This is a genomic window from Empedobacter brevis NBRC 14943 = ATCC 43319 (genome assembly GCF_000382425.1).
In the GTDB taxonomy this organism is placed as follows: Bacteria; Bacteroidota; Bacteroidia; order Flavobacteriales; family Weeksellaceae; genus Empedobacter; species Empedobacter brevis.
In genome coordinates, this window is sequence record NZ_KB908292.1 from 121,569 (window position 1) to 145,158 (window position 23,590).

Below are 23,590 nucleotides of genomic sequence, written 5' to 3' on the forward strand. Positions count from 1 at the left end.
TTTAAATAAAAAAACCTCAACTAATGTTGAGGTTTTTTTATACTTTATATCAATTGTCTACTTCAGCTCCTAAATTTCTGTATTGTTGTTTAAATTTTTCTGCCCATTTCTGCCATTCAACAGATTGGGCATCCGGGTGATTTTCTTTATCTAAAAAAGCTTTGATATAATTGTCTGAAAAATCTTTCGGATAATTTTCCATAGCGTTAAGCTCTCCTTTTAACCAAGCTTCATTGAAAATATAATTCATTCGATTCACATCAAAATGATCTCCATATTCATGGTACGAACCCGTTGCAGAAGACTTAAAAGTAGTTTTAAGAACTTCTTCATTTGTTCTTGCAAAAACTGCTTTCTTATTCTTATTATACCAAACAGCAGCATTTCTCAATTGTTGTTTTTCGTCCACTTTTCCTTTCGCATCTTTCCAAATCGCTAACCAATATTCTTTTTGATATAACCCCATTAAAATAGAATTAATCGCCCAATATTTTCGTTTTGTTTGATTATCAACCCAACCTAACTTATATAGAATTGTAAAGAATTTAAATTTATTGTACATCAACCAATCCATTACCAACTTATTAGAAGTAAATAAGTTAATCGGTTGAGTTTTTATTACATTAAAATTCAACTTGCTTATTTCTAAATTTTTATCATCTGAATAATTCCCTAACCAGCCTAATTTCAACAAAGGGATTTCGGTTGATTTCATAACTTCTACCAATTCATCAAAATCTATAGCCTGTGTAAACCACACATCATCTTCTGTCACCAAAACATAATCAGAAGACATTTTTACTTCATTGATCCATAAATCAGTTGGAATTGTAAAACCATCAATCTTTTTACCGGAATCGATATTATCTTCAATGGCTTTGATTTTATTCTGATATTGATCTGATTTTATGATTTTTACATCCGGATATTTAGTTTCTATTTTATTCAAATAGTTAGCAGGTGTTCCGTCATCTAGAAGTTTTATCTCAAAATTGCCCAACGCATGAGAATAAATTGATTGCAAACAGCGATCTAAATAATAAGGCCGATTAAATGATTTTATAAGTATCGTTAGCATAGAATTTTATTCATCAAAGATTTTAATTTCAGTCTATAACTAATATTCGCACTAAAGATGGAGTTTAAAGAATTCAAGAATGACACATTATTGATTTTCATGTGTAATAACTGATAGTTTAATAAATCTTTCTGCACTTTGGTAAGATTCAATTTAGAGATGACTATTTCTAAACTGGAAATTTGCATGTCCATTTGTTTCTTTTTTGTTACTGTACTATGGTAGCCCGAATTACTTCTATAACTCGCCATAACATCATGTAATAAACCTACTTTTCCATATTGTGCACAATGCAAGATAAGAGGATAATCTCCTATTTTGCACTCTAAAATCCAATCAGGTAGTTTATGAATATTTTTAAACATAATGCTAAGCGCTGGAATATAATTTTTTTGAAAAATAAAGTCATTCGAAATTATTTTTTTTTCTTTAAAAGGAAAGCTTGTATTTATAATTTCAGAAGTTTTATCATCAAAAATTTCAACATTATGTCCAATTAATATATAATCTTCATTATTTTTTAAAAATTCAATTTGTTTTTGCAGTTTTAATGGATTTGTCCAAAAATCATCTCCATCACAAATTGCTATATAATCACCAGTTGAGGAATTTATTGTATTGTAAAAATTGGGAATTATTCCTATATTTTCCTGACGGTCTATAAATCTAATACAATTGCCCTTTGGATGAGTCGTGATATATTCTTCTATTATTTGTTTTGTATTATCAGGAGATTTATCTAAAGAAATAATAAATTCTAATTCAAAATCACCTTCTTGCATTAACACTCCTTCAATACATTTAGCTATGTATTTTTCATGTCCATAAGTAATTGTGCAAACGCTAACTTTAATCATATTTAATAGTTATTATTTGGGCTGGTACTCCTACAGCTGTACAATTATCTGGTATATTTTTATTTACAACTGCTCCTGCTCCAATTACTGAACCTTTTCCTATAGTAATATCAGGAAACACTATACACCCCGTTCCTAGGTGTACAGCATCTTTTATAGTTGCTCTTCCTAAAATTTTTACAGAAGGAGAAATCTCAACAAAATTACCAATACAACAGTCATGTGTAATAATAGCGTCATAATAAATCATGGTTCCTAGGCCTATTTTTACGTCATTGGAAATTTTGACTCCATCTAAGATATTCGCTCCTTCTTTTATTTCTACCTTATAATGTCCAATTACAGCACTTGTAGAAATCAAAGATGTATATACACCTCCTATTTCAGTAAATTTATCAAATAACTTTTTACGCAACCTTGGGTTTCCTATACCGATATTAAATCTATTGTCTACTTCATCAAAATATCTCATAGCAGCATCTAAAGAGTTTAATATTGGATATTGATCATATAACTTGTCTCCGATATCTTCATTGACATCATCATAAAAGACAAGATTTTCTAACTCATTATTTTGATGGCAAATTTCTAATACCTCTTTTGCAAAACCTTTTGCTCCTACTATTAACATTCTAATTATTTTGAATTCTTAAGATTAATCTGGAAATATAATCAACCTCTTCTAAAGTAAGATCATAATAAAGAGGCAGACATAAAACACGTTTTGCGATATCATCTGATACAGGCATGGTTTGTTTTTCCAAATATGGTAATACAGAAGATAAACTTGGATAAAAATATCTACGGGTAAAAATTTCGTTCAAATCCAATTCTGCTTTTATTTTGAGAAGTAGTTCTTCCGACTCTAAAACAATAGGATAATAAGCAAAGTTATTATGTGATTTTTCATGCCATTTAGGTCTTACTGCTTTTAAATTTTTAAGTCTTGTATCATAAGATTCACTCAATTGCTTTCGTTTAATGTGGATATCATTCACATACTTTAAATTCACTAATCCCATCGCTGCATGAAATTCGGAATTTTTACCATTAATCCCTAAGTCAGAAAAAGTATCAAATCCTGAAATTCCAAAATTTCTAATTTTAGCAAGTTTTGCCAGAAGTTTTTTATCCTTAGTTACAATAAAGCCTCCTTCAATACTGTGGTATAATTTTGTTGCATGTAAAGAACAAATTGAGAGATCTCCATACTCAAAAATAGATTTCTCTTTTATTTCTACACCAAATGCATGTGCTCCATCATAGATAATCTTTAGATTATATTTATTTGCAATTGCTTCTATCGCGATAACGTCACATGGATTTCCGTATACATGAGTTGCCAGAATAGCTTGAGTATTTTCTGTTATTGCTTCTTCTATTTTTTTGGGATCTATGCATAAAGTTTCTTCATCTATATCTACAAAAACCGGTTTACAGTTTTCCCAAACTATTGTTGACGTTGTGGCTACAAAAGAAAAAGGAGTCGTTATCACTTCCCCTGTAATTTCTAATGCTTTTAAGGACATCTGTAATGCTACAGTCCCGTTCGTTACAAATAGTAAATGATTTACTTTTAGATGATTTTTTAATTCCATCTCTAGTTGGCTTGCTAATGGCCCCATATTAGTTAACCATTGTCTTGTCCAAATACCTTCTAATAATTGTTGATATTCTTCTTGAGGTGGTAAAAAAGGTTTGGTTACTGGTATCATGAAATTATATTTTTTTTATTAAATGTTCTTGTTTATTCACAATAATAGAATTTGCAGGGACGTCTTTATGAATTATACAACCCGCTCCTATTATAACATTATCGCCAATAGTAACATCTTTTAAGATGATAACATTTGCTCCTGTCCAAACATTATTCCCCATTTTAATAAAACCTACATTAAAGTCTGTTTTTGAAACATTAAACGGATTCGTTTCATATTGATGATTATGATCAAATAATTTCATACCTTCTCCTAAGATACAATTTTCTCCAATTGAAATATCTCCTAAACAAGAAATAGTTGCTCTTGTAATATAGGTATTTTCACCTACTGAAAATTTTGCTTTATCTTTTATGGTTAAATAATTTGATTCGTTTATTGTTACATTATCTCCAATTTTTATTTTTGCGCTTGGTGAAATATCATAGTAATTATTATTTCCTAATTTAAAAGTAGATGCTATTGTAGAATTCGGGTTTTTTCGGAACAAAGAATAAGCTTGATTTTTTTTAGCTTTTTCAATTAATCGATCAAAGATTAGTAAAATTTTATACATCATATAATTTAGGTCTATTACACAAAAGTACTAAGATAAAATAATATACATTTTAATATTGCTTAAAATAGTTAAATTTGCAGGACCAAACCAATTAATATGAACACGCCTTTAGTGAGTATCAATATTCCTGTTTACAAATGTGAAAACTACATTTACAGATGTTTAGATTCTGTAAAAAATCAAACATATAAAAATATCGAAATTATACTGGTTAATGATTGTACTCCGGACAATAGTATCGTCATTATTAATGACTACATTTCGCAAAATCCTGAATTGAATATTAAGTTGTATCACCTGGAAACAAATCAAGGGTTATCTGTTGTAAGAAATAAAGGAATAGAAGAATCTTCCGGAAAGTATATTTATATGTTGGATAGTGATGATTATATTACTGCTGATTGTATTGAAAAACTACTCTTAAACGCTGAACAATATCAATGTCAAATTACAGTTGGAGAATCGGTTTGTGAATTTGAAGATTCTGGTGAACGTAAACAAATGTTCAAAATAAATAGTATAACTGATATTATTAAAGGGAATCATGAAATATTTCGTTCATTTGTGAATGGTAATTATCCTGTTATAGGACCTAATAAATTATACCTAAAAAGCTTTATTCTTAACCATAATTTACACTTTGTAAAAGGTTTGTATTCACAAGATGAACTTTGGGCATTTCATTGTGCTGAAAAATTAGAATCAATCAGTTTCATCAAAGATATAACCTATGTCTATTTTATGAATTCAGGTTCTACGATTTTTAACAAAAAGAGAATAAATTTTGAAAATCATCAAACCATTGTTGAATGGTTTACGAAATCATATAATAAAACAACTGATCAAGTTCGAAAACAATTGATTCGTAAAAAACTTATTAATTTTAAAAAACTAACGTTACAAATGCAATACAAATCGATGAGAAACGATGTAGAATATTGGAAACAGAATTACAATCGATTAAAAAAAGCACCTTCGCTTACTTTTTTAGACTATTTCAGTTCAGATTTTACAAAACAGGAAAAAAAGGAAAATCTATTACTCAATCTCCCTGTGCATTTTGGGTTCAAAATTTTTAAAAAACGTTATGAGGGATAATACTTTATAATCAAATTATTTAAATAATCTTTTTTATTTCCCAAAACAAAATTATAATCAAGTTCATGGATATCAATTGAATAACTCTCTCCTTTATTTTCAATTATTTTGTGTGTATTTTTATTAAATATATTTTCAAAGGCTTCTATAATTTCAGGAATATAAAAATTCTCTGTATAGGCTACATTTACAATTTTATTCCAATTGTTGGAATTGATATATTTTAAGGTAATATTTTTTATATCTTCCACATCAATCAAGTTTCGTGTGGCATTCTTGTGTATTATTAAATCCTGATTATTTAATATCTGCCTAGATAAATAATTCATCAATAAATTAGGATTTCCTCCATTCCCAACCGCATTACTTACCCTTAAAATAAGATAATGTTTGACATTTTGTTTTATAATTTCTTCGATATGTAATTTGTGCAAAACATAAGGTGAATTGTATTTTGAAGAATCGTAGATGGAACATGTACTAAAATAAATGAATAGTTTATCTGGATATAAATTGATTGTTTCTTCTATTAATTTTTGTTCACGTAAAAATTCTTCTTTTCTTGTTTCCGAAGAGTTCGATACACCTGAAGCAAAAAAAACAACCTTATCTAAATCCACTTCTGTAAACAAATTTGCTAATAAACCTTTACCTATGATCATTGTAAAATTCTTTAATACTTTTATGTCCTACATGTAAAATAACTTCATCTCCTATCCCTTCATCTGAATCGCAAACACACCATTGTTTTGGTAAAATATATGGATAAAAACCAGTCTTCCATGCTGACTTCCACATTACCAAAGATGCCCTAGATGGATCTGTTTCCATAGTCTCAGCACAAGTTTTAAAAAAAAAGTTCCCTCTTTCATTGTTTTGCCATAATGTCATAGGGCTTTGATTATAAGAATGTCCTAATCCTTTCGATTTGTCACTTATTACTTGAGTATCTTGTGATAGAATCATATCCTGACGAAGCAATTGCCGATTATTATAAGGCACACAAAAACCAAACTTACGTGTTAAATATATTAAAGCTATAATATCTGATGAAACCACCTGCATATCACTATCTAATACACATTTAAAGTCTGCATTAGAATTTACCAAAGCCAGAAATTTATAATAATCCGCCGTGCGATAACCATATCGAGGATGTTTTGGGTCGACAACAGGTGATTCAACTTTTATTAACTCAACCCCTTCAATATCCAGATCAAAATCACTATAAACTGTATATTTTGCATTAGGAAAATATACACGTAAGGTTTCAAGGGATGGATTTAACCTACTTTCAGTTTCGAAGTTAGTTCCTCCTCCATTTGTTCTATTTTCTCCAAACTCAGCAAACAGAAACTCGATAGAGATAGTGTTAAGCCATTCCTTTTCCTCCACAGAAAATTCTTCATTTCTGAATTTGAACTCTGGTTTAGATTTTATAAACGAAGCATTTGCTTTGCCTAATAATACTGCTATGGCGTCTTTGATATTCTTTATCACCGCTTTTTGAAAATTTTACGAAGTAAATAATTGAAAATATATCGCATAGGAATCTGCTCTAAAACTTTATCAATTTCTATCACTTTATGATTATAAACAACATTTTTAATCCGTTCTTTTGAATGCTTTTCATTAATAATCTTGTTCAGATCGCCATACATATTTACCATTTCTTTGTAAATATTTCTCTCTTCTGTCCAGCTATCATGCCAAGAACCTGAAAAATGATGTGTTACATAATTAATAGGTAAATCCAATGAGAAATAAGATGAAGGATATAAAACAATTCCTTCTTTTAATTCTTGATATTCATCCTTATCAGCATCTGCTCCAAAATCAGTGACTAACATTTTTGAAAAAATTGACGTATTCGGCTCTTCTTTATATTCAGAAACTAAATAGTAATTCATAATTTTTTCTGCTAAAACATGTCCTTTTTCAACGCCCCAAAAAGCCGAATATGGAATTCCTTTGATCTCAAATCCACAAACAGCTTTATGGTGAAGAAAATCATTTAGCGTATTTTTCACTTCCATATCTGTGTCCAAATAGAAACCTCCATTTTCGTATAAAGCTTTTGCTCGAGCAAAATCTGAAACAAATGCCCATTTTTTATTTTGATAAGCAGTTTTTACAAATTCATTTTGCATAACATCAAAATTATCTTCATTCCATTCAATAATTTCGTAGTCCGGTAAATATTTCTGCCAAGATTCAATACAGTTTTCGACAATTTTAGGTTTAGGATTATGACCAAACCAACAATAATGAATAATTTTTGGTATCATACTTTAATTATTGAATATCAAAGATATTTTTTATCCAGTTATCAAATCTATACTTCAAAACAATACTTCCTTCAATTTCATGATATGGAACATTTAAAAACTCTTGTAGTCCCTCGATATTTTGAAAATCTGTTATGTAAATATTATTTGGATGATAAAAATCGTACTCTCTCACCATTTGATTATTTGTAATAATTTTGCTTTTATAATTCATTGCTTCAAAAAAACGAAGCGAAAGCCCATTGTGTTCTTCCCTTTTTAGATCAATTAATACTCTTGATTGATTACTTAAATCTAAACATTCTTCATAAGTAAAAGATGTATCTAATAACAATAATTTCTTCGACTCTTTTGGGTGAAACTCATCCTGTTTTAAATAAAAATTTATTCTAAATTTTGAATTAATCTTTTTCAATTTATTATACAGGTTCTCTAAGATAATAAATCTATCTTCGGTGTTTACACCGACATAAGAAAAATCAATTGTTTTTTTGATTTGACTTTCATCAAAAAAGCAATTGGTTATCGCTTTTAGATTATAATTAGGATAATCTAAAACATCTTGTTTATCAAAAACATAAATTTGATCAAAAAGCTTATCATATTCTAAAATTTTTTTAGAAACAGATAGACCATCTAACTGGTAGTCTATCATTTTAGCTGAAATTGTCCGTGCATATTCTAGCACATTTTGAGGAATTAAATCCCCACGTATTACAAAACAAAAATCAAATTTTAAGTTTTTCTTTTTTAATTGCTCCAGCTTCTTTTCTGTTAGTAAAGAAAAGTTCTTATCATTAATCTTATGAATTTGTTGTGTATCTTTTTTTACAACTCTGTGATAAATATTCTCTAACTGTTGAAGTTTCGTAAGTTTATAATAGGGAATTTCTTCATCATAGAATTCATACACATCATAACCATTCAATTTGAAATGTTTGATAAATTGAGCGGCTAAATTTTTGTTTTTGTATATGAATAAAATTGATAACATTAGTTGAATTAGATGTTTTTAAATTATTTTAATCACTTGTTTATCCTCATTTAATATAATGAATCCATATTTTATTATTGATTCAATCATATTTAATTTTACCTGTATTTTGATTATCCTTATCAAAATTCCATGAACTTGAAGATTTTGCTGTTCTTTGATAGTAAATTTCTTCTTCTGTCATTTTTTTTGGATTCTTGTACCATCCTCCATGTGTTGCAGTATAATTACTCCCGATTCTTAAAGCAGGTAAAAATGGAAGATTATAAAAATTATAAGGATAGCGTGGTTTATATAAAGCAAAAGTTGTATCTAGCACATTGAGAAAAACGTTTTCTTCAACTTCGTTTTCCCAAAATTTATTTTCCCAATTAACTACTTGTTGTTTTAGCGGGAAAAAATCTGGTATGTCATCTATTTTTAAAGCAAAACCTACTTTTGTTACAGAATTAAAATATTTTTCAAGTTTTTCAATTAAAACATCCATAAAATTAATTGGAAGATTTTCATTAGGAAGAATGTCTGGATCAGTAATTACATAATATCCTTTTGTAAACTCTTTTATATCGTGAGCAGCTAAATAAAGAATACTGTGTCCGTAATTTTTATCCATTTTCTTTATTCTAACTTTTGTCTTAATATCATTGTAATATTCTAGTAAAGGCAAATAGGTTGATTTATTATCAATAATTACGATATTTTCAAACCCTCTTTTCAAAAGAAAATCTACAAGCTTTTGTAAATAAAATAATTGATTAAAATTGATAATAATTATCGGTATTGATAATGGATTTTTTCTCTGTTTTTTAATCAAAGGATTTGTTTTTACTAAATACTTATAGTATAAGAAATGTAAATTATTTTTGATTCTTTTAAACATACTTAATTTTAGATTTTAATTTGTCTGTACAGATAAAAAAGTAAATTGAAAAGAAACTAATTAATGTATTAAAATTAATTCCTGAAAAAAAAATCACTTTATTCAACGATATAAAATCTTTGTTTTTGATTAAATCCTCTGTGTTCTTTTTTATATATTTTAATAAATATTCTTTTTCTTGTATTAAATTTCTTCTTTTTCCTATGTAGGTGTACACAAACTTTCTTGCTATTATATAATTTATCATTCTTTCTTTAGCTTTTGTTTTATTGTAACTAATACTATCAGAATGTTTCCTATTCTTTACTAATACTTTATTTATAATAGCATACTGATTAATGGACGATAAGATTTTTGATAAAAATTCCCATTCTTGCGCAGCTCTTAGTTTTTCATTAAATCTAAAATTGTGGCGTAATAAAATTTTTTTATTAAATATTACTGAATTTGTCAACCACGCATTCTTTTGAACTAAATAATCATAAAAATTATCTTCAGAATAGATTGATTGACTTCTCAATCCAATTATATTTTCAGCTGATTTTTCAAAAATCGCTAATTGACAAACTGTAAAATCTAAACCAGATGTCAACAAACTCTCAATTTGTCTCTCTAATTTATCATTCATCATCACATCATCACTATCAAACCAATTAATGTATTCTCCTTTTGAAATATCAAATCCGTAATTCCGCGCACCATTTCCTCCCGGTTTATATTTTTTTGGCCGTTGATGATAAGAAATTCTATTATCTCTTTGTGTATAAAATGATAACACTTCTTCTGTATTATCTGTACTACCGTCATCTACTACTATGCACTCCCAATTTTGGTACGTTTGGGCAATTATAGAATCTAAAGTTTCGCCTATTAAATCTGAACGATTATAAGTTGGAATGATAATAGATACTAATGGTTGGTTGGTCATAAGTATAAGGTTTGTTTTTATAAATTTGTCTGCAGTATAAAATAGTGTTTAGGTATGACGAAGATACAAAATTGAAAAGATTTCTTGCCATTTTTATTGTATACTTCCCTACTTTTAAGAAACTATAACAACATCTATATCGTAAAATTATGATTTAAATTGGGAAAGCTCAACGATTTTTTTTTACAACAAACTTTGGTATAAATCAAAATGCTGTCGAGCGATTAATTTAGGATTACACTTTTCTTCTGCGTATCTTAAATTCAATTCGGCACTTGTTGTATTTTCAATTGCTTGCTTTAATGATTCTACAACAGAATTAAAATCATTGGGTTGATAAGTTGGATTATTATTTTTTTCCAACACTTCTTTCATATTACCAATATCCGGACCTACTACAACTTTACCAAAAGTATATCCCAGATATATTACACCTGAATTCAGACTATCAATTCTAGGACTTATAACAACACTTGCTTGATTAAAATATTTTTCTACTTCTTGATTAGATAAATATTTTGGTAATAATATAACGTTTTTTAGTTTGTATTTTTTTAGTTTCAAATTATATTGGTACATCTTAAAAATATCTTTTTTTCGATGTATATATGGATTTTTCCCAATAATGGAATTACAAATAATTAGTTTAGAACTTTGGATATTTGCTTGGATAAAAGCATCTATTATTTGTTGCTCTTCTTCAATCTTTCTAATTACACCAAAACTTAAAAAAATATTGTCATCTGACTTTATTGGATTGATATTAAAGTATTCTGAATAATTAGGATGCTCAATAATTACATTTTCCTTATTGGGATAAAAGTTCGTACTAAATTTTCCTAAGTTTACAATTGCATCAGCTGAATTATAAACCAAGTCATATAATTTTTTATCTAATTTATGTTTTCGATGTGGTAGCGTATTATGCAGAGTTACAACTATTTTACTCTTTTTATTTTTATAATAGATAAGTTTTTTTTCTAACGCTACCAAATCAGTTTCTTCAAGAGTTTTCCAAAAAAATAATTCTTCAGGCCATTGAATATGAATAATATCGTAATGTAGGTTAGAAGACCAAAAATTCTGAGCCTCAGTCACTAATTCAACATTATTCTTTAGTTCATCAACAATACCTTTAACATAAGTATTTTTAGAATTATATTGAGAGGTTATCAAGACTTGCATGTTAGTTTGTTTTCGAAATGATTTAGCTTTTTAAAAAAAGTAATATTATTCAAAACTAAATCTGGGAAATACTTAAATAACCTTTTTTCAAATTTAGTAGATTTTGGCTCTTTATAAATTCCTGGTATTACCATCCCAGAATCAATGCATATATTCTGATCTAAAATATCATTTTTACAGCTTTCGTAAATTGCTTTTAAAAAAGTATATTCATATTGAATACGTTTGGATAAATACTTTTTATCAAGCAAGGATTTTTTTAAAAAATGATCAAACTTTAGTAATACTTTTATTTGAGATTTATAATGATTGATATTAAATTTCTTAGTCATGATAGAATCCTCTCTCTTAATGTAATTAATAAAAAACTCATTGATTCCAACAACAGATTGTGCTTTTAAATAAATATCTAAATTCAGAAAAATATCTTCAAAATACATCTTATCGGGAAAAAGAAAATGGTTGCTCATAAAAAATGATTTTTCATAAATCTGAGTCCAAGCATTTATAGGCATATTCGTAAAGGTTGCTATATAATCATATCCAGTAAGAGATACAGTAGATACTGGTGCATTTATATTTAACCATCCATCTGAAGTCTGATCTTCAAAAATAACTGTATTGTTGAAAACAACTATATCAGGCTGATTATTAAAAACTATTGTGTTAGCTAGTTTTTCTAATGCTTGTAAATCTGAAATATAATCATCACTATCAATAAACCAAAGATAATTTCCTTTAGCATATTTTAATCCATAATTTCTAGCAGAACTTAATCCTCCATTTTTTTGAGAAACAATTTGTATTCTGTTATCCATAAAGCTCTCTCTGACAATTTTAATCGAATCGTCTGGTGTTTCATCATCAACAATAATTATTTCTAAATTTGTATAAGACTGGTTAAGAATACTTTTTATGCATCTTATTATATATTTTTCAACACCGTAAACAGGAACAATTATTGAGAACTTCATTCTAATGCTTCTATCAATTGTTTGTAACTATTATTTAATACCAACTGAGGAGTTCTACATTCGCCTTTGTTTTTTACTAGCTCTTCTAAATCTAGCATCGCTTTTGGGAGATCTGAAATATCTTGAATAAATAACGTATTTGTTGACAATTTTATCCACTTAAAAGATTCAATAATTTTATGATTATAATTACCTATGGCAATACATGGAACCCCTGTAATGGCTGAAACAATCATTCCATGTAATCTATCTGTAACAACAAGATTAGAATTTCTAAACAAAGTCAACTTCTCATCAATTAACTTTTGTCTTATAGTAGAATTATTAATAACAACTTCTTTATTTTCACAAAACATATCTGTTTTAAAAACATGTTTGTATTTATCTGATAATGTATGAATAATAAAATTTCTGTTTTCTTCATTAAGTATACTTTCTCTATCGCTTCTAAGCACAGCGATAGCCGTTTCTTTTTTTACCGAATCATTTATAAGTACCTCTGGCAAAACGTACTGCAAGACAATGTCCGGTATTAAAAGTACTTTATTTTCAAAGCTTTTTTTTGCAAAATCATACGATTTTTCCTCTCTCGCGCAGATAACCAAATCTGAATGCTTTGCATAAATAGATATACTTTTTTCTAATTCCTTTTCTCCAATTTCATCATTTGAAAAATGAATCGTTTGAGGTAAAATAATGACCTTATTTTTAGAAAATATTTGGATAATCTCTCGTCTCAAATTCTCGTGGTGTAAATATTCATTTCCTAAATTTCCCCCGCCATGAATTAATATTCTATCTTGAGGTTTTACTAATTTTCTCCCATATTCTAAAAAAACATCTACTATGTCCTCTTGTATTTCTATGATGTTATAATTCTTAAAATTATTTTCTAAAAATTGTATTTCAGCTACAGATATAAAATGATCCCCTATATTAATATGTACTGGTGTTTGTAGTAAAAAAAATGTAGGTTGATTAGGATTTATTCTATTTTTAATTCCTCTTATATCAAAAGTTTCTTTTCCTTTACTGACAAACAGTTTACACAAAAATTTCTTTATTTTTTTAATCATAATTGCTTAGTTTCTATCTCAAAATAGTATGGTGCAAAATCTGCTAATTTTAATCCTTCAATTTTAATTTTAATGAAATCCCTATAAATACATAAGAATTCTGATATTTTTACATCTTTGGTATTTGATCTATTTTCTGTGATTAAAAAAGATATGCTATACTCTCCATCAATTAATCTTAGATTTTTTAGTACAATATCTATTGTTGACTGTTTCTTTTTACCGTCATAATAGGGTTCAAAACGATTTGTATAAACAGTACCTACCATTTTTAAATCTTTATCCGTTATCCTAATAATTGCAAAATATTTATCAATATCTTTTACTAAGTTTACATCAAATTGCAAGTGTAAATCCTCTCCAAATTGGACATACGTTAAGTTTTCCTCAAAAATGTCAATAGAGGAATTATTCACTGAGAAATTAGACATTGTTGCTCCATCCTGCATCTCAATAATACCTGTTTTACTAGTTTTAAATTCAGATAAATACATATCAATACCTTTGTGTATATTTGCTCCATGGTAATACGATTTTCCATGACGCATAAACAACACTTGATTACATGTACGAGAAACTTCTGGCATAGAATGGCTTACAAAAATCACTGCTGCTTTTTGCATAATTTCTAATGTCTTGTTAAACGATTTAATTTTAAAACCGACATCTCCTACTGCTAAAACTTCATCCAATATTAACACATCAGGTTCCGTGAAAGCAGCCACAGAAAAACCTAAACGCACTTTCATCCCTGAAGAATAATATTGTACTGGAGTATCTATAAACTCTTCTAATTCTGAAAAAGCAACAATTTCGTCATATTTTTCGTCGATTTCCTTTTCAGTTAACCCCAATACAGCCCCATTGTTATAGATATTTTCGCGTCCTGTCAAAATTGGATTAAAACCTGCTGTCAGTTCAATCAAGGCATTTACCCGTCCTTTCATGGTAATTTGTCCACGATCAGGAGCGATTAGACCTGTTAAAACTTTAAGAAGTGTCGATTTTCCTGCTCCGTTATGACCTAATAATCCCAAACATTCTCCTCTTCGAACTTCAAAACTTATATCATCTACTGCCCAAAATTCTTTTTTACGCAATTCCCGCTGTTTTGTATTGCCCAAAAAACTACTACCCAAATCTTGCAATCCATATAATAAGCCTAAATTAAGATCTTTGCAAAATTTCTTCGAAACATGTTCTGCCTTTATTAAAATTTCTTTACTCATAAATAAAATAGGATTACATACGTTCAACAATGATTGGAATAGAAATTCGATAAAAAATCCATCCTATTAACATAGCAAGAATACTGATTACAAAAATAAGTAAGAGGTACATTGGTTGATCCCAACTATAACCTGTTAATAAGTTTCGAGTAGAATTGATAATAGGTGTCAGTGGATTTACATTAACTAATTTGGCTAAAAACGGGTTCTTCATCTCTTGGTATACAACTGGTGTTGTGTACATTGCAAATGATAATACCAGAGGAATACCTCTTCCTACATCTTTATACAACATACCAATTGGTGTTACAAGTAACCCTATGGCATTTCCTACAAAAATTAAGAATACAATCATAAGAAGTCCATATACAATTTGTATCCCGGGATTAATTTGAAAGAAGATTAAAGCTACAGAAATAATCAATAGTTTTATAGCACTATTAAAAATTGTTTTATAAAAACCTGATAACAAAATGGCTTCTTTCGGAAAATTAATTTTAGAGATTAAAGCTTTTGCTCCGTTGGTTGAAACTAAGGGTGAATTAATGCTTTCAGAAAATATACTCCAAAGCATCGATCCTATAAATACAAATAAAGGATAAGGCAACTGATCTGTTTCTATTTTTACAGCTCCTGACATACTTAAGAATATCCATACCAAAGCATTGATTAAAGGGGTGACAAATGCCCACATTATACCTAATAAAGACTGTCTGTATTCCGCTTTTTTATCTCTGATAAATAATCTTTTGGCTAATTCTCTTGAAGTAAAAAGATCTGAAAACATTGCTTTAATTTCATTTATAAAGCCTGTTTTTCGTTGTGATGAATATATTGTTGTTTTTAACTCCATTAATATTCAGTTTGATTTTATTGTTGGTTTGTTGGTTATTCTAGAAAAACAAAGTTATTTACTTTGTGATGTAAAACATAAAATAAGACATTAAGAAATTATAAGTTCTGGATATTATCCAGAACTTATAATTTCTTTTATTAATCTCTTAATTATACTGTTCCTTATAGTAATTTTGGTAATCACCAGACGTTACATGATCCAACCATTCTTGATTTTCTAAAAACCAATCAATTGTTTTGGATAAACCTTCTTCAAAAGTGACGGATGGTTTCCATCCCAATTCTTCGTTGATTTTTGTTGCATCAATAGCATAACGTAGATCGTGTCCAGGACGATCTTTTACAAACGTGATTAATTGTTCTGAAGTACCTACTTCACGTCCTAATTTTTCATCCATTTGTTTACACAATTCTTTCACCAAATCGATATTTTTCCATTCGTTAAAACCTCCTACATTATAAGATGCTCCATTTTCTGCCTCATGGAAAACTAAATCAATCGCTTTGGCATGATCAATCACAAACAACCAATCGCGTGTGTATTTACCGTCCCCGTATATTGGAAGTGGATTATTGTTCAGAATATTGTGAATACACAAGGGGATTAACTTCTCAGGAAAATGATTCGGACCGTAATTATTTGAGCAGTTTGTCATCACAATGGGTAATCCATACGTATCGTGGTAAGCTCTCACAAAATGATCTGAAGATGCTTTAGAAGCAGAATAAGGAGAATGCGGATCATAAGACGTTTCTTCCGTAAAGAATCCTTCATCTCCCAATGCTCCAAAAACCTCATCGGTTGAGACATGATGAAAACGCTTTCCCTCAAAATTACCATTCCAAATTGTTTTAGCTGCGTTTAACAAGTTTACTGTTCCGATAACGTTTGTCATCACAAACTCTAACGGATTAGTAATCGAACGATCTACATGCGATTCCGCAGCCAAATGAATAACACCATCCGGTTGATACTGTTCAAAAACCTCTAATATACGTTGTGCATCAACAATATCAGCTTTTACAAATTCATAATTTGGACAATCTTCAATATCTTTCAGATTTTCCAAATTACCTGCATACGTTAAAGCATCTAAATTGATGATTTTTGTTTCAGGATAGTTTAAGACAAATTCTCGTACGACATGCGATCCGATAAAACCAGCACCTCCTGTAATTAAAATAGTTTTCATAGTTTTTTTTTAATCGTTACCAAACAAATCACGTGTATAAATTTTATCTTGTATGTCCGCTAGTTCAGGAGCATTTCTATTTGAAATAATCACATCACATTCTTGTTTAAAGGTTTCAAGATCTTTTGTTACTTTCGATCCATAAAAAGTTTCTTCTTTCAAAACAGGTTCATAAACAACCACCTCTATTCCTTTTGCTTTGATACGTTTCATTATACCCTGAATTGCAGAAGCTCTAAAGTTATCAGATCCTGATTTCATAATTAATCGATAAACGCCTACCTTTTTGGGATTCTTTGCAAGAATAGAATCCGCTATAAAATCCTTTCTTGTTCTATTTGCGTCTACAATTGCCTGAATAATATTATTGGGAACTGCATCGTAATTCGCCAACAATTGTTTTGTATCTTTAGGCAAACAATAACCTCCATATCCAAATGATGGGTTATTATAATGCGAACCAATACGAGGGTCTAAGCCAACTCCCTCTATAATTTGTTTGCTATCCAGATTAAATGTCTGTGCATAACTATCTAATTCATTAAAATAAGCTACTCGCAAAGCTAAATATGTATTCGAAAAAAGCTTGATAGCCTCTGCTTCTGTAGAATGTGTAAACAAAGTTGGAATATCTTTTTTAATTGCACCTTCCTTTAAAAGGTTTGCAAAAACTTCAGCTCTTTCACTTTGTTCTCCTATAATAATTCTTGAAGGATATAAATTATCGTACAACGCTTTTCCTTCTCTCAAAAACTCAGGTGAAAAAATAATATTTTGATAATTTAACCTAATTTTTAAATCTTCAACAAAGCCAACCGGAACTGTTGATTTAATAATTATTATTGCATTCGGATTATATTGTTTGACATCCTCTATAACTGTCTCTACACTTGATGTGTTAAAATAATTTGTCTTGGGATCATAATCTGTAGGAGTTGCTACAATTACATATGCTGCATTCGTATATGCTTCTGTCTTGTCTAATGTAGCACGAAAGTTAAGGTCTTTATGTTGCAAGAAATCTATAATTTCAGTATCTTCTATGGGAGATTTCTTCGCATTAAGTAGTGCAATTTTTTCCGGAACAACATCTAACGCCACTACCTCATTATGTTGAGCTAATAAAATTGCATTAGATAAACCGACATAGCCAGTTCCTACTATTGCTATCTTCATTTATGGTTATTTTAAATTAGTTTAAGAGAACAAATTTAGTCAAATTCTCTGAATATTAGTACCAATTTACTAAAAATGAGGAAATAGACCACTATACAAAACCCTATTCGATTAAAAAACTTTTATTTCCTTTTCAACGAATCAATTATAAATTTAAATAGAACTTACTCCTCGAAAAACTTCGAACAAAATTAGTTCTGTTTTAATATTCAATTTAACTTTACAACATTCAAAAATTATAAACGTAATGTCTGTAAATAAAGAAATCAAACGTATTACTACCGAAACTGTTCGTAACATGAAATTTACCGGAGAAAAAATTTCGATGTTAACGGCTTACGATTTTACAATCGCTTCTCTTGTAGATGCAGCCGGAACTGAAGTGATTCTGGTAGGTGATTCTGCAGCAAATGTCATGGCTGGTCACGAGACGACTTTGCCTATTACTTTAGACCAAATGATTTATCACGCACAATGCGTGGTTCGTGGAGCTAAACGAGCATTAGTTGTTGTTGATTTGCCTTTCGGAACTTATCAATCAGATCCTCAAAAAGCATTGGAATCTTCGGTTCGTATTATGAAAGAATCTGGTGCACACGCAATCAAACTAGAAGGAGGTAAAGAAATTGAAGAATCTATTCGTCGTATTGTAAATGCGGGTATTCCTGTCATGGGACATTTAGGTTTAACGCCTCAATCTATCTATCAATTTGGTTCATATAAAGTTCGTGCAAAAGAAGATGCTGAAGCTGAAAAATTAATCAACGATGCTAAATTACTAGAAGAATTAGGTTGTTTTTCTTTGGTCATGGAAAAAATACCTGCAGACTTAGCCGCAAAAGTAACAGCTTCTATTCATATTCCTACTATTGGAATTGGCGCAGGTTCAGGATGTGACGGACAAGTTTTAGTTGTACATGATATGTTGGGATTAAATAATGAATTCAAACCAAAATTTGTACGTAAGTATTTAAACTTAGAAGATCAAATTCATGAGGCAATAGGACAATATGTCGCTGATGTAAAATCAGCAGACTTTCCAAATGCAAATGAACAATATTAAATTTTAGTTGAAAGTTTTGAGTTTTGAGTTTATTCTCACAACTCAAAACTCATCACTCACAACTCAAACATGAATCCAGAAATTTTATTCGAAGACAATCATTTGTTAATCATTAACAAAAAAGCTGGCGAATTAGCCCAAGGAGATGAAACTGGTGACATCCCACTTATCGACAGTTTAAAGGACTATATAAAGAAGCGAGACCATAAACCCGGAAATGTATTCTTAGGATTGGTTCATCGTTTAGATCGTCCAACTTCAGGTGTTTTAATTTTTGCTAAAACATCAAAGGCTCTTACGCGAATGAATGAAATGTTTCAGAAACGAAATATTGACAAAATTTATCGAGCAATCGTTCAAAGTAAACCTCCAAAAAATTTTGAACGTCTGGAACATTACCTAAAGAAGAATCCGAAAAATAATAAAACAACTGTTTATTCTAAACCAACTGCCGATGCGAAGAAAGCAATTTTAGAATATACTTATTTAGGTGCTTTAGATTCATTTCATTGTGTAGAAGTGAAATTATTTACAGGTCGATCACATCAAATTCGTGCGCAACTTTCTTCTATAGGTTGCCCTATTAAAGGTGATTTAAAATATGGAGCAAAGCGTTCTAATCCGGATGGAAGCATTTGTCTACATGCCCACAGAATTACTTTTGAACATCCTGTTAAAAAAGAAGAAATGACCATTATAGCACCAGTTCCGAAAGATGCAATTTGGCAGGCTACAACCAAATTTTAATTTGTAAATTTGTTTCTTATTTGTCTATCAAATGAACAGCATTTTTTATTTTATCATCTATCAAATTTCTCGGTTACCATTATCGATTCTATACAGATTTTCAGATTTTTTATTCTTTCTGCTTTATACCGTTATTGGATATCGAAGACGTGTCATCCGAACAAATTTAGAGAAATCTTTTCCTGAAAAATCACACAAAGAAATTAAAACTATTCATCGAAAGTTTTATGCTAATTTTTGCGATTATTTGGTCGAGACATTAAAAAGTTTTTCTATTTCTCAAGAAGAATTAGACAAAAGATTTACGTATTCTAATCTTGAAGTCTTTGATGAGATAAAAACGGAAAAACGTGACGCAATGATGATGTGCGGCCATATTTTTAATTGGGAATGGTTCATTGGAACCGTAAAACATTTGCCTGCAAAAGAAACGGCAGCTGTTTACCATAAGATTAGAAATCCTTTTTGGAACGATAAAATCAACGGAATGCGTGCGCGATTTGGTACAAAAGCACTCGACATGAAAGATGTGCTTCGTTTTATGATGAAAGCTCCAAATGACGGAAATCTAACTTATTTGTTTGTTGCTGATCAAAGTCCAAAACAATCTGCCATTCACTATTTTATCAATTTTCTACATCAAAGAACTCCTGCTTTTAACGGTTTTGATAAAATTGCCCGCCGCAAAGATATGGGTGTGGTATTCTGCCATACTGAAAAAATAAAACGTGGTCATTATCATACGACTTTTATCCGTTTAAAACCTCAACACGAAGAATTCGAAGAAAACGAGATTGTTCATCAATTCTTTTCTCATTTAGAAAAAACTATTCACCAACATCCAGACAATTGGCTTTGGAGTCACAAACGTTGGAAATACGCCGATTTATAATTATGAAAACAGCAATTGCCATCTTAAATTGGAATGGAGAAAAATTACTTCCCCAATTTTTACCTTCGGTTATAAACAATTCTAAAAACGCAACGGTATATGTCATTGATAATGCTTCTACTGACAATTCTATCGAATTGCTGAAAACTCAGTTTCCTGAAGTAAAAATCATTCAAAATAAAGGAAATTATGGTTTTGCTCAAGGGTATAATGAAGGTTTAAAACAGATTGATGCTGATTATTTTTGTTTGCTCAATTCAGATGTTGAAGTCACTGAGCATTGGATTGAACCCATCGAAAAGTTATTCGATCAACATCCTGATATTGCAGCAATACAACCAAAAATATTAGATTATAAAAACAAAGAATATTTTGAATATGCAGGTGCCGGAGGAGGTTTCATCGATAAGTTTGGGTATCCCTTTTGTCGCGGACGTGTTTTTTCGACGTTAGAAAAAGATAACGGACAATACGACGATACAACACAAATTTTTTGGGCAACAGGAGCAAGTTTATTTATTCGTAAAAAAGATTTTTTTGAGCAGAATGGTTTCGATGAAGATTATTTTGCACACATGGAAGAAATAGATTTGTGCTGGCGACTGAATAATGCCGGGCGAAAAGTTTATTATTGTGGCGAATCGACAGTTTATCATTTAGGAGGAGCTACATTGGATAAAGCCAATCCGAAAAAATGGTATTTAAATTACCGAAATAGTTTGTGGATGATGTTAAAAAATCTTCCGAAAAACAAATTATTTCCAATGCTTTTTACCCGGCTTTCAATGGATGGAATTGCAGCAGTTGCTTTTTTACCTACACAAGGATTACCGCATGTTTGGGCTGTCTTTTTATCACATATACATTTTTATAAAGGTTTTTTCAAAATGTATAAAAAGCGGCAACAACATCAACTAAAGAATTATTCAGATAAAGAATTATTGCCCTTTCAGTATTTCATCAAAAAACGCCAATATTTTAAAGATTTGAAATAACCTTTCACTCATTTTATACCAATTTTTTAAATTTACATTATTTTTTTATTCTATTTTTGTAGAATCAAAAAATATTCCTATCATTGTAAGTAAATTAAAACTGCAATGAAAAAAATATTGACACTATTTACGTACTGTGCTTTCTTTACAACTTCTATTTATGCGCAGAAACTGGAAGTCACTTATCAGGAAATTACAAAGCTTAATGTTGAAGAATTCAAAAACGCTTCAACGATTCAGGTAAACGGTTCTTCGACATTACCAAAAGAGCTCTACGATAACATGATGAAAAGCGCACAAGAACCAAAAGATTTTATCTTAAAAATATACGACAACGAAACCAATTATAAAAAAATTGAAAAGCTGGATAATCAACAAACCAGTGGAATCAAAATGACAATTAGTTTTGGAGGTGCAGGAGGAGATTTATTCAAAAATCTATCGACAAAAGAATACACGAAAAGCATTCATTTGATGGATAAATCTTATATCATTAAAGATAAATTAAACGATTACAATTGGAAAATTTCTAGAGAATCGAAAAAAATTATCGGATTTGATGTCAAAAAAGCAACAGCTGTTATAGACAGTACAAAATCTATTGTTGCCTGGTTCGCACCAAGTATTGCTGTAAAAGATGGTCCAGGAATGTACAATGGTTTACCTGGTTTAATTTTAGAACTTGAAATTAAAGATTCCAAGAATAAATCGGTAGAAAGTATGACAATCCGAGCAACAGACGTAAAAGAAGTTCCTGAAATGAAACCGTTTGAAAAACCAAAAGATAAAAATGTCATTACGGAAAAGGAATTCGAAGAATTAACAAAAAAACAAATGGAACGTTTCAAACAAATGCGCTCAGAAGGCATTGATAAAAAAGATTAAAAGCCATACTTTACCAAAAAGTCAAATCATAAAATGATTTGACTTTTTTTGATCCCACATTAAACATTCTGATCATTTGATTGTCTAATCATTAAATTTCATCCATGAAAAGAATAGTTTCAGTTTTTATCCTTCTTACAAGTTTAGTTTCTTTTGCCCAACAAGAAAAAATAGAAGTTACTTACACGTCCAAAATTATTTTACCCAAAGATTTCTCCTTTCAATCTTCAGGAGATAGTGGACGGCAAATGCCTAAGGAGAGACAGGAGGAGTTTATCAAATCGATTCAAGAACCACAAGAATTTACATTAACAATTCTGGCAGATGAGTCAGTCTATAAAATGATTGAAAAGATATCAAATAATCAAAATCAAGGAATGAGAAATCCTCGCGGGGGAAGTAGAATGAGCATGATGGATGGAGACAATGTTTATAAAAACACCTCTACTCACCATTTCTTAAAAGAGCAGAACATGATGGGTAAAAATTATACCATTAAAGATTCTTTGCCGAATTTTGATTGGAAGTTAACACGCGAAACAAAAATAATTTTAGGAAATGAAACCAAAAAAGCTACCGCAATTATTGATGATATCACCACTACAGTTTGGTATATTCCATCGTTGAAATATAAAACAGGTCCTGAAATTTTCTGGGGATTGCCAGGACTTATTGCAGAGGTAGAAACGGAAATAAACAGAGGTCCTTTCAAAGGAAAAAAAATCATTACGTTGACCAATATTTCAACCTCAACTACTGTGAAAGCACTTGAAAAGCCAAAAGATAAAAATACGATTTCTCAAAAAGAATACAACAAGTTGATGAATGAACAGCGCAAGCGTTTCGAAGAAATAAGAAATTCCGGTGTCAATAAACGAGAATAAATTTTCTTGCTTCAGAAGTGATTAAATTTTATCAAT

Annotated in this window: 25 protein-coding genes; 7 read left to right on the top strand and 18 right to left on the bottom strand. The window is 29.7% G+C overall.

Annotated elements, in window-relative coordinates; genetic code table 11:
• Nucleotides 1-49: 49 nt before the first annotated feature.
• The 5 genes from H277_RS0103855 to H277_RS0103875 are packed head-to-tail and all read right to left on the bottom strand — an operon-like array spanning nt 50 to nt 4,212.
• Nucleotides 50-1,078 carry a glycosyltransferase family 2 protein gene (locus tag H277_RS0103855; protein ID WP_019974264.1) on the bottom strand — a complete coding sequence of 343 codons (1,029 nt, stop codon included), beginning with the start codon at nt 1,076-1,078 and terminating at the stop codon, nt 50-52.
• A complete protein-coding gene (locus H277_RS18565; RefSeq protein WP_019974265.1) occupies nt 1,072-1,935 on the bottom strand; it encodes a glycosyltransferase in 864 nt (287 codons plus the stop codon). The genes H277_RS0103855 and H277_RS18565 overlap by 7 nt, the downstream gene beginning before the upstream one ends.
• Nucleotides 1,928-2,566, bottom strand: coding sequence for a NeuD/PglB/VioB family sugar acetyltransferase (locus H277_RS0103865; protein ID WP_019974266.1), 639 nt, complete (start codon nt 2,564-2,566; stop codon nt 1,928-1,930). The genes H277_RS18565 and H277_RS0103865 overlap by 8 nt, the downstream gene beginning before the upstream one ends.
• Nucleotide 2,567: 1 nt before the next feature.
• Complete coding sequence (locus H277_RS0103870; RefSeq protein ID WP_019974267.1) at nt 2,568-3,650, bottom strand: DegT/DnrJ/EryC1/StrS family aminotransferase; 1,083 nt, start codon at nt 3,648-3,650, stop codon at nt 2,568-2,570.
• Nucleotides 3,651-3,654: 4 nt separating this feature from the next.
• Nucleotides 3,655-4,212, bottom strand: coding sequence for an acyltransferase (locus H277_RS0103875; RefSeq protein WP_146810512.1), 558 nt, complete (start codon nt 4,210-4,212; stop codon nt 3,655-3,657).
• Between the two features lie 96 nt (nt 4,213-4,308).
• Between H277_RS0103875 and H277_RS0103880 the strand changes: the two genes are divergently transcribed.
• Nucleotides 4,309-5,310 carry a glycosyltransferase family 2 protein gene (locus tag H277_RS0103880; RefSeq protein ID WP_019974269.1) on the top strand — a complete coding sequence of 334 codons (1,002 nt, stop codon included), beginning with the start codon at nt 4,309-4,311 and terminating at the stop codon, nt 5,308-5,310.
• Here H277_RS0103880 and H277_RS0103885 read toward each other — a convergent pair.
• The 13 genes from H277_RS0103885 to H277_RS0103945 form a co-directional block, all read right to left on the bottom strand.
• Complete coding sequence (locus tag H277_RS0103885) at nt 5,298-5,972, bottom strand: NAD-dependent epimerase/dehydratase family protein (protein WP_019974270.1); 675 nt, start codon at nt 5,970-5,972, stop codon at nt 5,298-5,300. The genes H277_RS0103880 and H277_RS0103885 overlap by 13 nt on opposite strands.
• Nucleotides 5,959-6,810 (bottom strand): hypothetical protein, encoded by an 852-nt coding sequence (locus H277_RS0103890; protein ID WP_019974271.1) that lies wholly within the window; start codon nt 6,808-6,810, stop codon nt 5,959-5,961. The genes H277_RS0103885 and H277_RS0103890 overlap by 14 nt, the downstream gene beginning before the upstream one ends.
• Complete coding sequence (locus H277_RS0103895) at nt 6,807-7,598, bottom strand: glycosyltransferase family 32 protein (RefSeq protein WP_019974272.1); 792 nt, start codon at nt 7,596-7,598, stop codon at nt 6,807-6,809. Before H277_RS0103895 ends, H277_RS0103890 begins: the two co-directional genes overlap by 4 nt.
• Nucleotides 7,599-7,605: 7 nt before the next feature.
• On the bottom strand, nt 7,606-8,592 hold the full coding sequence (locus H277_RS19625) for a WaaS/CpsH family glycosyltransferase (RefSeq protein ID WP_019974273.1): 987 nt from the start codon (nt 8,590-8,592) through the stop codon (nt 7,606-7,608).
• Nucleotides 8,593-8,674: 82 nt separating this feature from the next.
• A complete protein-coding gene (locus H277_RS0103905) occupies nt 8,675-9,472 on the bottom strand; it encodes a glycosyltransferase family protein (protein WP_019974274.1) in 798 nt (265 codons plus the stop codon).
• The gene (locus H277_RS0103910) at nt 9,465-10,400 is read right to left on the bottom strand and encodes a glycosyltransferase family 2 protein (RefSeq protein WP_019974275.1); all 936 of its coding nucleotides are present in this window, start codon (nt 10,398-10,400) and stop codon (nt 9,465-9,467) included. The genes H277_RS0103905 and H277_RS0103910 overlap by 8 nt, the downstream gene beginning before the upstream one ends.
• A 183-nt stretch (nt 10,401-10,583) precedes the next feature.
• Entirely contained in the window at nt 10,584-11,585 is a 1,002-nt protein-coding gene (locus H277_RS0103915; RefSeq protein ID WP_019974276.1) for a glycosyltransferase, read from the bottom strand.
• Nucleotides 11,573-12,559, bottom strand: coding sequence for a glycosyltransferase family 2 protein (locus tag H277_RS0103920; RefSeq protein WP_019974277.1), 987 nt, complete (start codon nt 12,557-12,559; stop codon nt 11,573-11,575). The genes H277_RS0103915 and H277_RS0103920 overlap by 13 nt, the downstream gene beginning before the upstream one ends.
• Nucleotides 12,556-13,635 (bottom strand): polysaccharide pyruvyl transferase family protein, encoded by a 1,080-nt coding sequence (locus H277_RS18575; protein ID WP_019974278.1) that lies wholly within the window; start codon nt 13,633-13,635, stop codon nt 12,556-12,558. The genes H277_RS0103920 and H277_RS18575 overlap by 4 nt, the downstream gene beginning before the upstream one ends.
• On the bottom strand, nt 13,632-14,864 hold the full coding sequence (locus H277_RS0103930; protein ID WP_019974279.1) for an ABC transporter ATP-binding protein: 1,233 nt from the start codon (nt 14,862-14,864) through the stop codon (nt 13,632-13,634). Before H277_RS0103930 ends, H277_RS18575 begins: the two co-directional genes overlap by 4 nt.
• A 13-nt stretch (nt 14,865-14,877) precedes the next feature.
• Complete coding sequence (locus H277_RS0103935) at nt 14,878-15,717, bottom strand: ABC transporter permease (protein WP_146810514.1); 840 nt, start codon at nt 15,715-15,717, stop codon at nt 14,878-14,880.
• Between the two features lie 148 nt (nt 15,718-15,865).
• Nucleotides 15,866-16,912, bottom strand: coding sequence for a dTDP-glucose 4,6-dehydratase (gene rfbB / locus H277_RS0103940; protein WP_019974281.1), 1,047 nt, complete (start codon nt 16,910-16,912; stop codon nt 15,866-15,868).
• A gap of 9 nt (nt 16,913-16,921) precedes the next feature.
• Nucleotides 16,922-18,088 (bottom strand): nucleotide sugar dehydrogenase, encoded by a 1,167-nt coding sequence (locus H277_RS0103945; protein WP_019974282.1) that lies wholly within the window; start codon nt 18,086-18,088, stop codon nt 16,922-16,924.
• Nucleotides 18,089-18,335: 247 nt separating this feature from the next.
• Here H277_RS0103945 and panB point away from each other — a divergent pair, with 247 nt between their 5' ends.
• The 6 genes from panB to H277_RS0103975 all read left to right on the top strand — a co-directional run bounded on the left by panB (nt 18,336) and on the right by H277_RS0103975 (nt 23,554).
• Nucleotides 18,336-19,151, top strand: a complete 816-nt coding sequence (gene panB / locus H277_RS0103950; RefSeq protein ID WP_019974283.1) for a 3-methyl-2-oxobutanoate hydroxymethyltransferase — start codon at nt 18,336-18,338, stop codon at nt 19,149-19,151.
• A gap of 69 nt (nt 19,152-19,220) precedes the next feature.
• A complete protein-coding gene (locus H277_RS0103955; RefSeq protein ID WP_019974284.1) occupies nt 19,221-19,898 on the top strand; it encodes an RluA family pseudouridine synthase in 678 nt (225 codons plus the stop codon).
• Nucleotides 19,899-19,929: 31 nt separating this feature from the next.
• Nucleotides 19,930-20,790, top strand: coding sequence for a lysophospholipid acyltransferase family protein (locus H277_RS0103960; RefSeq protein ID WP_019974285.1), 861 nt, complete (start codon nt 19,930-19,932; stop codon nt 20,788-20,790).
• A gap of 2 nt (nt 20,791-20,792) precedes the next feature.
• Nucleotides 20,793-21,785, top strand: a complete 993-nt coding sequence (locus tag H277_RS0103965; RefSeq protein WP_019974286.1) for a glycosyltransferase family 2 protein — start codon at nt 20,793-20,795, stop codon at nt 21,783-21,785.
• A gap of 105 nt (nt 21,786-21,890) precedes the next feature.
• Nucleotides 21,891-22,670 (top strand): GLPGLI family protein, encoded by a 780-nt coding sequence (locus tag H277_RS0103970; protein WP_019974287.1) that lies wholly within the window; start codon nt 21,891-21,893, stop codon nt 22,668-22,670.
• Between the two features lie 104 nt (nt 22,671-22,774).
• The gene (locus H277_RS0103975; protein ID WP_019974288.1) at nt 22,775-23,554 is read left to right on the top strand and encodes a GLPGLI family protein; all 780 of its coding nucleotides are present in this window, start codon (nt 22,775-22,777) and stop codon (nt 23,552-23,554) included.
• The last annotated feature ends 36 nt before the right edge of the window (nt 23,555-23,590 follow it).

What these genes read in the sequence shown, in the direction of transcription:
- H277_RS0103855 (WP_019974264.1), bottom strand. Translation starts at nt 1,078, where the DNA reads ATGCTAACGATACTTATAAAATCATTTAATCGGCCTTATTATTTAGAT.
- H277_RS18565 (WP_019974265.1), bottom strand. Translation starts at nt 1,935, where the DNA reads ATGATTAAAGTTAGCGTTTGCACAATTACTTATGGACATGAAAAATAC.
- H277_RS0103865 (WP_019974266.1), bottom strand. Translation starts at nt 2,566, where the DNA reads ATGTTAATAGTAGGAGCAAAAGGTTTTGCAAAAGAGGTATTAGAAATT.
- H277_RS0103870 (WP_019974267.1), bottom strand. Translation starts at nt 3,650, where the DNA reads ATGATACCAGTAACCAAACCTTTTTTACCACCTCAAGAAGAATATCAA.
- H277_RS0103875 (WP_146810512.1), bottom strand. Translation starts at nt 4,212, where the DNA reads ATGATGTATAAAATTTTACTAATCTTTGATCGATTAATTGAAAAAGCT.
- H277_RS0103880 (WP_019974269.1), top strand. Translation starts at nt 4,309, where the DNA reads ATGAACACGCCTTTAGTGAGTATCAATATTCCTGTTTACAAATGTGAA.
- H277_RS0103885 (WP_019974270.1), bottom strand. Translation starts at nt 5,972, where the DNA reads ATGATCATAGGTAAAGGTTTATTAGCAAATTTGTTTACAGAAGTGGAT.
- H277_RS0103895 (WP_019974272.1), bottom strand. Translation starts at nt 7,598, where the DNA reads ATGATACCAAAAATTATTCATTATTGTTGGTTTGGTCATAATCCTAAA.
- H277_RS19625 (WP_019974273.1), bottom strand. Translation starts at nt 8,592, where the DNA reads ATGTTATCAATTTTATTCATATACAAAAACAAAAATTTAGCCGCTCAA.
- H277_RS0103905 (WP_019974274.1), bottom strand. Translation starts at nt 9,472, where the DNA reads ATGTTTAAAAGAATCAAAAATAATTTACATTTCTTATACTATAAGTAT.
- H277_RS0103910 (WP_019974275.1), bottom strand. Translation starts at nt 10,400, where the DNA reads ATGACCAACCAACCATTAGTATCTATTATCATTCCAACTTATAATCGT.
- H277_RS0103915 (WP_019974276.1), bottom strand. Translation starts at nt 11,585, where the DNA reads ATGCAAGTCTTGATAACCTCTCAATATAATTCTAAAAATACTTATGTT.
- H277_RS0103920 (WP_019974277.1), bottom strand. Translation starts at nt 12,559, where the DNA reads ATGAAGTTCTCAATAATTGTTCCTGTTTACGGTGTTGAAAAATATATA.
- H277_RS18575 (WP_019974278.1), bottom strand. Translation starts at nt 13,635, where the DNA reads ATGATTAAAAAAATAAAGAAATTTTTGTGTAAACTGTTTGTCAGTAAA.
- H277_RS0103930 (WP_019974279.1), bottom strand. Translation starts at nt 14,864, where the DNA reads ATGAGTAAAGAAATTTTAATAAAGGCAGAACATGTTTCGAAGAAATTT.
- H277_RS0103935 (WP_146810514.1), bottom strand. Translation starts at nt 15,717, where the DNA reads ATGGAGTTAAAAACAACAATATATTCATCACAACGAAAAACAGGCTTT.
- rfbB (WP_019974281.1), bottom strand. Translation starts at nt 16,912, where the DNA reads ATGAAAACTATTTTAATTACAGGAGGTGCTGGTTTTATCGGATCGCAT.
- H277_RS0103945 (WP_019974282.1), bottom strand. Translation starts at nt 18,088, where the DNA reads ATGAAGATAGCAATAGTAGGAACTGGCTATGTCGGTTTATCTAATGCA.
- panB (WP_019974283.1), top strand. Translation starts at nt 18,336, where the DNA reads ATGTCTGTAAATAAAGAAATCAAACGTATTACTACCGAAACTGTTCGT.
- H277_RS0103955 (WP_019974284.1), top strand. Translation starts at nt 19,221, where the DNA reads ATGAATCCAGAAATTTTATTCGAAGACAATCATTTGTTAATCATTAAC.
- H277_RS0103960 (WP_019974285.1), top strand. Translation starts at nt 19,930, where the DNA reads ATGAACAGCATTTTTTATTTTATCATCTATCAAATTTCTCGGTTACCA.
- H277_RS0103965 (WP_019974286.1), top strand. Translation starts at nt 20,793, where the DNA reads ATGAAAACAGCAATTGCCATCTTAAATTGGAATGGAGAAAAATTACTT.
- H277_RS0103970 (WP_019974287.1), top strand. Translation starts at nt 21,891, where the DNA reads ATGAAAAAAATATTGACACTATTTACGTACTGTGCTTTCTTTACAACT.
- H277_RS0103975 (WP_019974288.1), top strand. Translation starts at nt 22,775, where the DNA reads ATGAAAAGAATAGTTTCAGTTTTTATCCTTCTTACAAGTTTAGTTTCT.